This window comes from Bacillus sp. FSL K6-3458 (assembly GCF_038005045.1).
Classification (GTDB): Bacteria; Bacillota; Bacilli; order Bacillales; family Bacillaceae; genus Bacillus; species Bacillus altitudinis.
This window is the reverse complement of the sequence record NZ_JBBOSI010000001.1, coordinates 2631504-2645846: the sequence shown is the minus strand read 5'-3', so window position 1 is coordinate 2645846 and position 14343 is coordinate 2631504. Positions and strand designations below refer to the sequence as shown.

Below are 14343 nucleotides of genomic sequence, written 5' to 3'. Positions count from 1 at the left end.
AAGAATTAGGTACTCGCCTGGGGAACGGAGGGATACTTTTGGCGTCAGAAATTTTAGTCGATCATCGGCAAAAAGCACTGGCTTTATTAAAATTGGATGCAGATAAAATTTTAAAATTGATCCAAGTGCAAATGGACAACTTAACGATGCCGCAATGTCCTCTTTATGAAGAGGTTTTAGATACTCAAATGTTCGGATTATCGAGAGAAATTGATTTCGCTGTCCGGCTTGGATTAGTTGATCAACATGAAGGCAAAAAACTACTCGATAAACTTGAGAGAGAACTATCCGCACTTCATGATGCGTTCACAAAAAAATAATGATTGAAAACTCAAACTTCCACAACATAAGTTTGAGTTTTTTTGTCCGCCTTTTTATTTTGATTGATGCCAAACGGACTTGATTGTCTCATGAAAGACGAACAATATAAAGAGGTAAAACGGGATCAAACGGAGAAAATGTAGTAGAATAAGAACAGCTAAGAGAAGAGAATTTCAAGCAGTAGAAATAGACGTTAGGAAGAGGATTATATGTTAAAGAGAATGCTAAAATCGTATGACTACTCATTATTGTTCGCCATTATATTAATTAGCGCATTCGGCTTGGTGATGGTGTATAGCTCAAGTATGATTACATCTGTGATCAGATATGATGCTGCGCCAGATAATTTTTTCAAGAAACAGCTTTTATTTATGATTGTCGGGGCGGTCATCTTGATTTTTACAGCCCTCATTCCGTATCAGCTGCTCTTAAATAAAAGATTCCAAATTGTGATGCTTTTGCTATCTGTGTTTTCTCTCATTTATGTGTACTTTGGCGGTCACATTGCAGGGAATGCTAGAAGTTGGATCAAATTTGGACCTTTTAGTCTTCAGCCAGCGGAATTCGTGAAGATCGTTGTCATCATTTATCTTGCTGCTGTCTATGCAAAGAAGCAGCATTATATTGACCATATTTTGAGAGGGGTTACACCTCCAATTGTGGTTGTCTCCATCCTATGCGGATTTATTATTTTGCAGCCAGACTATGGGACAGCTTTTATCATTGGTATGATTGCCCTTGCGATGATTTTATGCTCAGGGTTTAGCGGTAAAACGCTGGCCAAGCTGCTCGCTTTATTTAGTGCGGTGATGGTTGTTGTGACACCGTTTATTATTCTTTTTTGGGATAAAATTTTTACGCAGAATCGTCTTGGACGTTTTGAGAGTTTCCAAGACCCATTTAAAGACGCAGGCGCTTCTGGGCATCAATTGATTAATTCATATTATGCGATTGGATCAGGCGGCTTTTTTGGGCTTGGTCTTGGAGAGAGTGTACAAAAGTATGGATACCTTCCAGAACCGCATACAGATTTTATCATGGCAATTATCTCGGAAGAGCTTGGTTTTTTCGGTGTATTTTTTGTCCTTGCTCTCCTTGGCTTTATTGTTGTGAAAGGTTTTTACATTGCGAGAAAGTGTGAAGATCCGTTTGGAAGTTTGCTTGCAATAGGAATTTCTTCAATGATTGCCATCCAAACGTGTATTAATTTGGGCGGTGTTTCAGGCCTCATTCCGATCACTGGGGTCACACTTCCGTTTATCAGCTACGGGGGATCCTCTATCATTTTACTGAGTGGATGTATGGGAATATTGCTGAATATCAGCATGTTTACTGAATATAAAGAGCGTTATAAAAAGAAAAAATCAATCAGCAAACCATCGATTCAAAAAAATGGATTGCAGAAAACTTTGAATCTTTAGAAAACAAAAGTGTACAGTTTTCATTTCTTCCTTTATTATAGAGTACATATAAAATTTTAAGGGATATGGAGGAGTGAGAATGTCACAGAGAACAATTCAAAAGGTTCTAGTTGCAAACAGAGGGGAAATCGCTATCAGAGTCTTTAGGGCCTGTACGGAGCTCAACTTACGTACAGTGGCCATTTACTCCAAAGAAGACTCGGGCTCTTATCATCGCTATAAAGCCGATGAAGCATATCTAGTTGGAGAAGGGAAAAAGCCGATTGATGCCTACCTTGATATCGAGGGGATCATCGAAATTGCAAAACGAAATGACGTGGATGCGATTCATCCAGGATACGGATTTTTATCTGAAAACATTCATTTTGCAAGACGATGCGAAGAGGAAGGCATCCAATTCATCGGCCCAACTTCTCAACATTTAGATATGTTTGGAGATAAAGTAAAAGCGAGAGATGAAGCGAAAAAAGCTGGGATTCCAGTCATTCCAGGAAGTGACGGGCCAGTTGATTCGGTCAAAGAAGTCGAAAAATTCGGTGAAGAATACGGTTACCCGTTTATTATTAAAGCTTCACTTGGAGGCGGCGGCCGAGGTATGCGGATTGTCAGATCAAAAGAGGAGCTGAGCGAAGCCTATGACCGTGCAAAGTCAGAGGCGAAAGCGGCTTTTGGAAATGACGAAGTATATGTTGAAAAGTTGATTGAAAATCCGAAACATATTGAAGTGCAAGTGATTGGAGACAATCACGGCAATATCATTCATTTATACGAGCGTGACTGCTCTGTTCAAAGGCGTCATCAAAAAGTCATTGAGGTTGCACCAAGTGTGTCCCTTTCAGATCAATTGCGTGAAGACATCTGTGAAGCGGCTGTTCAGCTGGCCCAGAATGTATCGTATATCAATGCAGGGACTGTAGAATTCCTAGTGGCAAATGGCGAGTTTTATTTTATTGAAGTCAATCCTAGGGTCCAGGTGGAACACACGATCACAGAAATGATCACAGGTGTCGATATCGTCCAAACCCAAATTCTTGTCGCAAAAGGACATGACCTCCACAGCAAAGAAGTCGGGATACCAAAACAAGAAGATATCTTTACACATGGATTTGCCATTCAATCAAGGGTCACAACAGAAGATCCTTTGAATGATTTTATGCCAGATACAGGAAAAATCATGGCTTATCGTTCAGGCGGTGGTTTTGGTGTACGTCTTGATACAGGGAACAGCTTCCAAGGTGCGGTGATTACACCTTATTACGATTCACTGTTGGTCAAGCTGTCAACTTGGGCACTTACATTTGATCAAGCTGCGGCTAAAATGGTCCGAAATTTACAAGAATTCAGGATTCGCGGCATTAAAACAAATATCCCGTTTCTTGAAAACGTCGCAAAGCACGAGAAATTTCTAAGAGGGGAATATGATACATCGTTTATTGATTCAACACCTGAGCTATTTAACTTCCCTAAGCAAAAAGACCGCGGAACGAAAATGCTTACTTATATTGGTAACGTTACCATTAATGGGTTCCCTGGTATTTCGGAAAATAAGAAGCCTCATTTTTATCAACCAAATGTGCCGAAACTTGCTGTCCATGAAACGATTCCTTCTGGAACAAAACAATTGTTAGACAAGCATGGACCTGAGGGACTCACCAATTGGGTGAAAGAACAAAGCGGTGTACTCTTAACAGATACAACCTTTAGAGACGCACATCAATCGCTGCTTGCAACACGCTTTAGAACGCACGACTTAAAGAAAGTTGCGCAGCCAACAGCAGGCTTATGGCCAGAGTTATTCAGTATGGAAATGTGGGGCGGTGCTACATTTGATGTGGCATATCGTTTCTTGAAAGAAGATCCTTGGGAAAGATTGAAAGAGCTTCGTCAAGAAGTGCCAAACACTTTGTTCCAAATGCTATTAAGATCATCAAACGCTGTCGGATATACAAACTATGCGGATAATGTGATTAAAGCATTTGTAAAGGAATCGGCAGAGGCAGGCATTGACGTTTTCCGTATTTTCGACAGTCTAAACTGGGTCAAAGGTATGACGCTTGCCATTGATTCTGTTCGTGAATCCGGCAAAGTGGCAGAGGCAGCGATTTGTTATACAGGTGATATTCTTGATCCATCACGTCCGAAATATGATTTGAAATATTATGTCTCTCTTGCGAAGGAGCTTGAATCCGCAGGCGCTCATATTTTAGGCATTAAAGATATGGCGGGATTATTAAAACCGCAAGCGGCTTATGAGCTTGTATCGGCTCTAAAAGACGAGCTCACGATTCCAATCCATCTTCATACACACGATACGAGTGGAAATGGACTCTTCACCTATGCAAGAGCGATTGATGCAGGTGTTGATATTGTTGATGTTGCAGTCAGCTCTATGGCGGGGCTCACATCACAACCAAGTGCGAGCTCATTATATTATGCTCTAGACGGACATGAAAGAAAGCCAGAAATGAATGTTCAAGCGGTTGAACGTCTTTCTCAATATTGGGATTCCGTCAGAAAATATTATCATGAGTTTGAAAGCGGAATGAATTCACCGCATACAGAAATTTATGAGCATGAAATGCCTGGCGGTCAGTATAGTAACCTGCAGCAGCAGGCGAAAGGTGTCGGCCTTGGCGAACGCTGGAATGAAGTAAAAGAAATGTACAGACGTGTAAATGACATGTTTGGTGATATCGTGAAGGTAACACCGTCTTCTAAAGTGGTCGGAGATATGGCACTTTATATGGTGCAAAACGATCTGACAGAAGAGGATGTCTATGAAAAAGGAGCAACACTGGATTTCCCAGATTCGGTTGTTGAATTGTTTAAAGGTTATTTAGGGCAGCCTCATGGCGGATTCCCAGAAAAGCTGCAAAAGCTGATTTTAAAAGGGGAGGAGCCGCTTACTGTCAGACCGGGTGAGAAACTGAAGCCTGTGGACTTTGAAGAAATCAAAAAGCAGTTCAAAGAATCACATGATCTGACGCTGACAGAACAAGATGCCATTGCATATGCTTTATACCCGAAAGTCTTTTCTGAATTTGTTCAAACAGCAGAAAGCTATGGAGACATCTCTGTTCTTGACACACCAACCTTCTTCTACGGGATGAGACTTGGTGAAGAAATTGAGGTAGAAATTGAAAAAGGGAAAACCCTCATTGTCAAACTCGTGTCGATTGGAGAACCGAATCCGGACGCTACAAGAGTGCTTTACTTTGAATTGAATGGACAGCCGCGTGAAGTGGTCATTAAGGATGAAAGCATCAAATCCTCCGTTCAAGAAAAAATGAAGGCAGATCGCTCAAATCCAAATCACATTGCCGCATCGATGCCAGGCACTGTGATCAAAGTGCTTGTTGAAAAAGGACAGAAAATTTCTCAAGGTGAGCACTTGATGATCAATGAAGCGATGAAAATGGAAACGACGGTACAAGCACCGTTCTCAGCAATCGTGGATGAAATTCATGTCACGAATGGAGAAGGGATTCAAACTGGAGATCTGTTGATTGTCTTAAAGCCTGAATAATGAGTGAGACACATCCACTGCGATGTGTCTTTTTTTGAGCGCATTAAAATGTGCAGCCGCCTGCTAGAGTGATTACACTATAGAATGAGGTGAAGAAAGAGTGGAAATTGTCGTGATTTGGTTTCGCCGAGATATGCGATTGGATGATCATATCGCCTTATCAAAAGCGATTACATATGCAAAAAAACATCAGTACCGATTATTTGCTTTTTATCATCTAGATCCGTTTTTTACAGAAATGGAACTGGATTTGAACAACGAACATTTCTTTCAAAACTTGGCCAATTTCGTCAAGGAAGCGAGAGAATCTCACATGTATGTTCATCTCATTCATGATGATATTTTGTCCGCTTTTCAAAAGCTCATGGATGCTTATGACATCAATGCGGTCTTTTTTAATGAGGACGAAGTAGGAAATGGTCGAACACGTGATGAGCAAGTGACCCGTTTCTTAGAAGAAAAGGGCATTCATGTGTCAAAGTGGCAAGATACGCATCTGCATGGGGCGAGAGATATTTTAAAAGCGGATGGGACTCATTATCAAGTGTTTACTCCATACTATCAAGCGTGGCGGAAGCAGGAGAAGCAGTCTGTGATAAAAGTTGACAAATCATTTCTGAGCAGTGAGCTTACGATTTGTGATGAGTCACTTTCTGAAAAGGGAGATGCGAAACTAAGGGACATCACCAAGAAATGTACAAGGAAATTCGATCAGATTGGATCAGACAAAGCGATGAGCACGCTAGGCGGCTTTATTCAAGAAAGATTGACGCATTATCATGAGAAACGAGATATTCCGTCTGTTTTTGGGACGAGCAAGCTGTCTCGGTTCTTAAAAACCGGGACCATTTCTATTCGCACAATCTTTCATGCGGTCAATGAGGAAGAACTTTTTGAAGATGAGGGCAAGGAAACATTTATGAAAGAGCTAGCGTGGCGCGATTTTTATCATATGATCTTTGCGCATTATCCAGAGATGAAAGAAAAAGAAATCAACGCCTCCTTTCAACATATAAAATGGAATGATGATGAGACACTTTTTGAAGCTTGGTGTAAAGGACAAACAGGCTTCCCGCTCGTTGACGCTGGGATGAGACAGTTAAATGAAGAAGGCTGGATGCATAACCGTTTGAGAATGGTGACGGCTTCATTCCTGACAAAAGATTATCTCATCGATTGGAGAATGGGCGAAGCGTATTTTGCGAGAAAACTTGTCGACTATGATGAGGCTTCGAATATTGGAGGATTTCAGTGGGCAGCCTCTGTCGGAACGGATGCAGTTCCTTACTTCCGTATTTTTAACCCAACGACCCAGTCGAAACGATTTGACCCAAGCGGAGAATATATTAGAAGGTATGTGCCAGAACTTAAGCATGTGAATGAAAAATGGATTCATGAACCGAGTAAAATGCCGATAGATGAGCAAATGAAATCGGGATGTGTGCTGGGGGATACATATCCTCTGCCTACAGTCGATCATCAAGAAAGACGAAAAAAAGCCATTTCGTTATTTGAAGAAGCGAAACAAACATAAAAGAAATCCCCCTTTTCGGATGAAAGGGGGATTGTATGTTTATCTGAAAGGCTCTCTATTTTCATATTTAAACCGGGCAATGAGTAAGCAGAAGTAGCATAGTACCCCAAACAAACAAGAAATAAAGAATGAATGAGCAAGCGCATAACCGAGTGCGAGCTGAGAATAAACAGACATCACACCTGAGATCGCTTGAAGTGTAATCAGGATGGCTGAAATGATCCATCCATAATACAGCTGCTTTTGTTCTTTATAATGTTTAAGGGCATGGAACATCGCAACAAATATCCAAACGAATAAAAGAAGGGCTGCTGCTCGGTGAGACATTTGAACCCATTGATTAAAATACGCTGGAAGTGCGCCGTCTTTTGAACAAAATGGGAAGACAGAGCACGCAAGACTTGATTTTGTATGTCTCACATAGGCGCCCGTATACACCACAATATACGTATATGTGATCAACCCATAAATATGGAACTGCATTCTTTTGCCGATATGAAGCGGCTTCACAAGCTTTGTTTCAGATCTGGTGGCTTCAAACACAAGCAGTGCCAGCAGTAAAACGGAAGCAAAAGAAATCAGTGAAATACCGAAGTGCAGAGCCATGACAAGTGCGTTAGAACCAAACACAACGGCGAGTGCCCCTAACAGTGCTTGAAGCAGTAAGAATATAATGGACATGATGACCAAAAATTTGGTTTCACGGAATACTGGACTGATTTTTTTCCAGCATAAGACCGCCAGTGCCAATACAAGAATGGTGGAAACTCCTGTTGACATGCGGTGGCTCCATTCGATAATGGAAGCAGGGTTCATTTCTGGAAAAAAACGACCGTGGCAAAGGGGCCACTGTCTGCCGCAGCCAAGACCGGAGCCAGTTTTCGTCACAAGCGCACCGCCAATCAGAACGATCAGCATCACAAATGTTGTGACAACGCTCAATAACCTTAAAGCAAATTTCATCAAATGATTTCACCTTCTCTAAATAACTTCTGATCTAAATGAAAACCTCACATGCTCTCAAGTTTAAGCCAAATGCGTGTTCTGTTGCAATTCATAATGACCAAAGTTCACAAAAAAATGATATGTTAGTTCACAAAGTTTACAGATTTAGAGTGCTTGATCTTTCTTTGACAGTCTGATAGAAATAGAGGAGAGAATATTTCATTTTGCACCGCCTTCTGAAACGCACATCCTAATAAATTCACGAAAAGTTCACAAATAACTTCAAGTTTGTCGTTTATTATTTAATAGGATGTTTTTTTACAGCTCTTTATCTTGTATGATAGAGTTGTAACGATTTTACGTTTTATTCGTTCGTTTGAAGGTTTGGGCAAGGGAGGTTATACACATTGGCAAATTCCAAAACAGCCGCGGAAGCAGCTATTCATGGACAAATAGAAGAAACAACCGCTTTAAAAGATTTTCTTGCTCTTATTAAAATGGGCATCGTCAATTCCAATTTCATTACAACTTTTACTGGAATGTGGCTTGCTTTTTATTTTACAGGTATGAGTTTCCTTGGGAATCTTGATATTGTGCTGTTAACAATGATTGGTTCTTCTCTTATTATTGCCGGTTCATGCGCCATTAATAATGCGTTTGACCGTGATATTGATATACTAATGGAAAGAACAAAAACAAGACCGACGGTGACAGGTAAAGTTCAGCCGGGTCAAGCGTATGCATTTGGTATTCTGCTTGTTGTACTTGGACTGATTATGCTTCTGATGACAACTGTTACATCAGCAGTGATTGGATTTATCGGTGTCTTTACTTATGCAGTTCTATACACGATGTGGTCTAAACGTCATTACACCATTAATACAGTCATTGGGAGTGTATCTGGTGCGGTTCCGCCATTAATTGGCTGGACAGCTGTTACAGGCACCATCGACACAACGGCTTGGGTTCTGTTTATGATTATGTTCATCTGGCAAATTCCGCATTTCTTATCACTTGCGATTAAGAAAACGGAAGATTACCGCAAAGCAGGTATTCCAATGCTGCCAGTTGTTTACGGCTTTGAAGTCACAAAACGCCAAATCATCATTTGGACAGCATGTCTTCTCCCGCTTCCATTTTTCTTAGGTGGATTAGGATGGCCGATTGTCGCACTTGGCACATTGCTGAACATTGGATGGCTCGTCATTGGTCTTATGGGCTTTAAAATGAAAGATATCATGAAGTGGTCAACACTCATGTTCGTTTATTCATTAAACTACTTAACGATCTTTTTCGTTGCGATGATTATTATTACACTATTCTAGAGTGAAATACACTTTGATCACATCAAAACAATGGCTATATCTTATAACACAACATTTTCTTACAACTATGAAAGCCGCCTGATATTCAGTTCTATTTAGGCGGCTTTCTGTTTATACATAGATGGTATTTTGAGTAAAAACATCATTTTTTTATGAAAAGAGGAAATGTAAGTGCTTTTATAAGAGGCGGGGGTTATGGATGGGTGAAAGGTGATTTTATAAATAAGAGGTAAAAGCGAAAGGCAAAGGAGATCAAGCAAAAGGGGTTGGGACAAATTATGATAAGAAAATGGCGTGTTTATTCACTGTTTCTCTTACTGACGCTCGTTTTGGCGGGCTGCGGTGAACCATACTTATCAACACTCAAGCCAGTTGGGGAAGTAGCAGATAAACAGTTTTTCCTAACGGTACTGAGTACACTTATTATGGTTCTTGTCGTTATTGTTGTATCGATCATTTTCTTTTACGTCATCATTAAATTCAAACGTTCTAAAGTGGGAGAAGATACGATTCCTAAACAGGTAGAAGGGAACCGTAACCTCGAAATTACGTGGACAGCGATTCCGATACTTCTACTCATTATTCTCGTTGTACCTGTTGTGGCATACACGCTTGAGCTAGGGGATACAAGCGCCATGGATAAGAAAAAACGAGATCCTGAAAAGACACTTGTAGTGAATGTAAGAGCCAGCTTATATTGGTGGGAATTTGAATACCCTGATTATGGGATTGTGACAAGTCAGGAATTGATTGTTCCAACTGATCAAAAGGTTTATTTTAAGCTGAAAGCATCTGATGTGAAACACTCATTCTGGATTCCATCAGCTGGGGGTAAAATTGATACAAATACAGACAACGAGAACAAGTTTTATTTAACATTTGACTCAAAACGAACGAAAGATGCTGGAGAATATTTCTATGGGAAATGTGCAGAGCTTTGCGGTCCATCACATGCTTTAATGGACTTTAAAGTTAAAACGCTTTCTCAAGATGAGTTTTTAGGCTGGACGAAAAAGATGACAGATTATAAGAAGCCTGCATCTACGTCAGATCTAGCCCTTGAGGGTGAAAAACTCTTTAAAGAGAAAAACTGTTTAAGCTGTCATGCGGTAGAGCCTGGAGATGAACGACCAGAGGCGGCAAGGACTGCACCAAACCTTGCAACCTTCGGAGAGCGGACAAAAGTAGCTGGAATTAAAGACATGAACAAAGAAAATGTCAAAGCATGGCTGAAAGATCCAGAGAGCTTTAAACCAGGTAATAAGATGACAGGGACGTACCCTAAACTAAATGACTCAGAAGCAGATGCACTCTACGAGTATTTAAAAGGTCTTAAAATACAGTAAATGCCTTGAGCAGCTTGAAGTTGCGCACATTCAAAAGGGTATACGATCTATGTGAAGTTTTTGTTAAGAGCTCCCGAATAAGTCTCTACATCCAAGAATAAGTCATCTGTCAGATATAGTCTGTTTTTAGAACGTGAAGATAGACATTGATATGAAAAGGGGCAAATGGGAGATAAGAGGGGGATTTCATGGTGAGTACAATAGCTAAAAAGCGGGGGTTTGGCGCTGTCTTATGGGATTACTTAACGACGGTTGACCACAAAAAAATTGCCATACTATATTTAGTGGCAGGGGGATTTTTCTTTTTAATTGGTGGCCTGGAAGCGATGATTATCCGTATTCAGCTAGCCATCCCTGAAAATGATTTTGTGAGTGCAGGGTTTTACAATGAAGTCATGACGATGCATGGAACAACGATGATTTTCCTTGCAGCAATGCCGCTTTTATTTGCATTAATGAATGCGGTTGTACCCATTCAAATTGGTGCACGTGACGTAGCGTTTCCATTTGTGAATTCACTTGGTTTTTGGCTGTTCTTTTTCGGAGGTATTTTCTTAAACCTTGGATGGTTTATGGGCGGAGCACCTGATGCAGGCTGGACTGCCTATGCGTCGCTCACGCTGAATTCAGAAGGGCACGGCATGGATTTCTATATTTTAGGGTTGCAGATAGCGGGTATTGGTACGCTAATTGCCGGAATCAACTTTCTTGCAACGATTATTAATATGAGAGCGCCAGGTATGACGTATATGAGAATGCCGCTCTTTACCTGGACGACGTTTGTGGCATCTGCACTAATTTTATTCGCATTCCCGCCGCTGACAGCAGGGCTTGCGATGCTGATGCTTGATCGAATGTTTGATACGAGCTTTTTTAATCCAGAGCTCGGAGGAAATACAATCATCTGGGAGCATTTGTTCTGGATTTTTGGACACCCAGAAGTGTATATCTTGATTTTGCCGGCATTTGGGATTTTCTCTGAGATCATTCCAGTGTTTGCAAGAAAAAGATTGTTTGGTTATTCGTCCATGGTGTTTGCGACTGTATTAATTGGTTTCCTTGGATTCATGGTGTGGGCGCATCACATGTTCACAACAGGACTTGGTCCAATTGCCAATGCGATCTTTGCCGTTGCCACAATGGCGATTGCGGTGCCAACTGGAATTAAAGTATTTAACTGGTTGCTCACCATATGGGGCGGTAATGTGAAGTTTACAACGCCGATGCTATATTCAGTTGCGTTCATTCCGTCATTCTTACTTGGCGGTGTAACCGGCGTCATGCTTGCAGCAGCAGCAGCGGATTATCAGTTCCATGACACGTACTTCGTTGTGGCGCATTTCCACTATGTCATTATCGGTGGTGTGGTCTTCGGTATTTTAGCAGGTGTGCATTATTGGTGGCCGAAGATGTTTGGGAAAATACTGAATGAGAAGCTTGGGAAAATTGGCTTTGTGCTGTTTTTCGTCGGTTTCCATTTAACGTTCTTTATCCAGCATTTTCTCGGTCTTTGGGGCATGCCGCGCCGAGTCTTTACATTCTTGCCAGGTCAGGGTCTAGACCTTGGGAACTTGGTGAGTACGATTGGGGCACTGTTCATGTTTGTAGCAGTTGTCATCATGCTGATTAATATCATCTGGACGACAGCAAAAGGGGAGCGTGTATCGGGCGATCCTTGGGGAGATGGAAGAACGCTTGAATGGGCAGTATCTTCACCTCCGCCAGAATATAACTTTAAGCAGCTGCCTCTTGTACGGGGACTTGATCCATTATGGATTGAGAAAATGGATGGTAAAAAAGGAATGACAGCATCTGAACCGCTCGATGATATTCACATGCCGAATAATTCCATCTTGCCTATCATTATCTCATTCGGTCTATTTGTGTCAGCGTTTGGTTTTATGTATCGTCAAGAACACAGCTGGGGTCTACCGGTGATCTTCATTGGTCTTGGCATCACGTTTGCGACCATGCTCGTTCGCTCTCTTAAAGATGATCATGGATACCATATTCACAAAGAAGATTTGACGGATGACGATGACAAAGGGGTGAAAGCATAATGGAACCACAAAAAATGACAGCGGAAACCTTTCCAGCTTCTCCTGAGAAAGCCACGTTAGAAGGAAAGAATAAGTTCGTCGGGTTCTGGTTGTTTCTTGGGGGAGAAACGGTCCTGTTTGCATCTTTGTTTGCCACTTATTTGGCGCTGAAAAATTCAAATGCAGGCGGCGCAACAACAACTGAAATGTTTGACCTCACACTTGTCTTTATTGCCACAATGCTTCTGTTAACGAGCAGTTTAACGAGTGTGTATGCTATGTATCATATGAAAAACTTTGCCTTTAAAAAAATGCAGCTTTGGCTAGGTGTAACCGTTCTTTTAGGTGCTGGATTTTTAGGGGTAGAAATTTATGAGTTTTATCATTATGTGCATGCGTATGAATTTACCATTACGAGCTCTGCACTTGGCTCTTCCTTCTATACGCTTGTTGGAACACACGGGGCTCACGTCGCATTTGGACTTTGCTGGATCACCGCTCTGATGATTCGGAATATGAGACGCGGACTCGATTTATACAATGCACCAAAATATTATGTGGCAAGCCTTTATTGGCACTTCATTGATGTTGTGTGGGTCTTCATCTTTACCGTTGTATATTTGATGGGAATGGTGGGATAAGAATGGGAAATAAAAACACAAATCAGTCCAAAGTCGATCTTGTCTATCGGAAAAAGAAAAATGCCGAAGAAATGAAGCATCAGCTCATTTCTTTCGGCTTGATGATTGGTTTAACGTTTGTTGCCTTTTTAACAATCGCCTCTGAAGACGTCGGAAATTGGTTCGCTGTCCCTTTTATTTTACTGCTTGCAGTGATTCAGGTCGCTTTTCAGCTTTATTATTTTATGCACATGAACCAAAAAGGGCATGAAACACCCGCGTTGTTTCTTTACTCAGGTGTGTTTGTCGCGTTTATTACCGTTTTAGCCTTTTTGACCATTATTTGGTGGTAAGCTCGCTTTGCCCTTGAAGGAGGCGCAGCAATGGAAAACTTAGAGATATTTGGATTTCGTGCATTATGGAGTCCTTACTATTTGACATGTATTGTAGCAGCAGCCGCTTTTTATCTGCTTCTCGTGACGAAGGGGAAGCACCGTGCGACGGTGAAAGAGAAAACGCTGTTTCTCACGGGGCTTGTGTTGCTTTATGCAGTGAAGGGGAGCCCGATTGATTTAATGGGGCATATTATGTTCAGTGCGCATATGGCGCAAATGGCAGTGCTCTATTTGGTCATCCCGCCCCTTCTTATTACAGGTTTACCTGCGGCGATTTGGGAGCGGATCATTCAAACACGGGGTATTCAGCCGATTTTCCGCTTGTTTTCTAAGCCGTTGATTGCCTTGCTCGGATTTAACGGGTTGTTTTCGCTGTATCATATTCCGCTTGTGTTCGATTTTGTTAAAACAGATCCGTTTTATCACGCATTGATGACGGTTGTCATTTTTATCGCTGCCTTTTTCATGTGGTGGCCGCTTGTCCATAAAGTGCAAAGTCAGCCGCAGATTACAGGCATTTTAAAGCTTGGATATATTATGGCAGATGGGATTTTAATGACACCTGCCTGCGCACTCATTATGTTTAGTGAAGCGCCTATCTATGCCACTTATTCAGATGCCGGCGCATGGATACAAGCACTGCACCTATGTGTACCAAGTGATATGCTTGCAGGTCTTGCGCTTACGGGTCCTGACATGTTTCATACATTGCCGCTGCTAGAAGATCAGCAGCTAGGTGCTATTTTGATGAAAATCATTCAGGAGATTGTATACGGATCCATTCTTGCTGTTGTCTTCTTTGACTGGGCGAGAAAAGAAAGAGCGAAAGATGCCGTACCAGATGCGCTCATTCCGAAATATGAATAAATGA

General features: G+C 41.5%; 11 protein-coding genes. 10 read left to right on the top strand and 1 reads right to left on the bottom strand.

Annotated features, from left to right (window positions below; all coding sequences use genetic code 11):
* The first annotated feature begins 38 nt into the window (after positions 1-38).
* The 4 genes from MHH23_RS13955 (at position 39) to MHH23_RS13940 (ending at position 6802) form a co-directional block, all read left to right on the top strand.
* Complete coding sequence (locus MHH23_RS13955) at positions 39-320, top strand: YlaN family protein (protein WP_003212509.1); 282 nt, start codon at positions 39-41, stop codon at positions 318-320.
* A 210-nt stretch (positions 321-530) separates the two neighbouring features.
* Complete coding sequence (ftsW, locus tag MHH23_RS13950; protein ID WP_008345051.1) at positions 531-1742, top strand: putative lipid II flippase FtsW; 1212 nt, start codon at positions 531-533, stop codon at positions 1740-1742.
* Between the two features lie 79 nt (positions 1743-1821).
* On the top strand, positions 1822-5268 hold the full coding sequence (gene pyc, locus MHH23_RS13945) for a pyruvate carboxylase (RefSeq protein WP_340959684.1): 3447 nt from the start codon (positions 1822-1824) through the stop codon (positions 5266-5268).
* A 100-nt stretch (positions 5269-5368) separates the two neighbouring features.
* Entirely contained in the window at positions 5369-6802 is a 1434-nt protein-coding gene (locus MHH23_RS13940; RefSeq protein ID WP_268431968.1) for a cryptochrome/photolyase family protein, read from the top strand.
* Between the two features lie 39 nt (positions 6803-6841).
* On the opposite strand, the gene MHH23_RS13935 is transcribed toward MHH23_RS13940, so the two are convergent.
* Complete coding sequence (locus MHH23_RS13935) at positions 6842-7765, bottom strand: COX15/CtaA family protein (protein ID WP_024720295.1); 924 nt, start codon at positions 7763-7765, stop codon at positions 6842-6844.
* Positions 7766-8154: 389 nt separating this feature from the next.
* On the opposite strand from MHH23_RS13935, the gene cyoE reads away from it, so the two are divergent.
* From cyoE to ctaG, 6 genes are all read left to right on the top strand, one after another.
* The gene (cyoE, locus tag MHH23_RS13930) at positions 8155-9072 is read left to right on the top strand and encodes a heme o synthase (RefSeq protein WP_024720296.1); all 918 of its coding nucleotides are present in this window, start codon (positions 8155-8157) and stop codon (positions 9070-9072) included.
* A gap of 278 nt (positions 9073-9350) precedes the next feature.
* Positions 9351-10418: a cytochrome c oxidase subunit II gene (gene coxB, locus MHH23_RS13925; protein ID WP_039168612.1), complete on the top strand. Its 1068-nt coding sequence runs from the start codon at positions 9351-9353 to the stop codon at positions 10416-10418.
* Positions 10419-10606: 188 nt separating this feature from the next.
* Positions 10607-12478, top strand: coding sequence for a cytochrome c oxidase subunit I (ctaD, locus tag MHH23_RS13920; protein WP_007499823.1), 1872 nt, complete (start codon positions 10607-10609; stop codon positions 12476-12478).
* Entirely contained in the window at positions 12478-13098 is a 621-nt protein-coding gene (gene ctaE, locus MHH23_RS13915; RefSeq protein ID WP_007499822.1) for a cytochrome c oxidase subunit III, read from the top strand. The genes ctaD and ctaE overlap by 1 nt, the downstream gene beginning before the upstream one ends.
* A gap of 2 nt (positions 13099-13100) precedes the next feature.
* Positions 13101-13430: a cytochrome c oxidase subunit IVB gene (gene ctaF / locus MHH23_RS13910; RefSeq protein ID WP_003211520.1), complete on the top strand. Its 330-nt coding sequence runs from the start codon at positions 13101-13103 to the stop codon at positions 13428-13430.
* A gap of 30 nt (positions 13431-13460) precedes the next feature.
* Positions 13461-14339, top strand: a complete 879-nt coding sequence (gene ctaG, locus MHH23_RS13905) for a cytochrome c oxidase assembly factor CtaG (protein ID WP_017367183.1) — start codon at positions 13461-13463, stop codon at positions 14337-14339.
* The last annotated feature ends 4 nt before the right edge of the window (positions 14340-14343 follow it).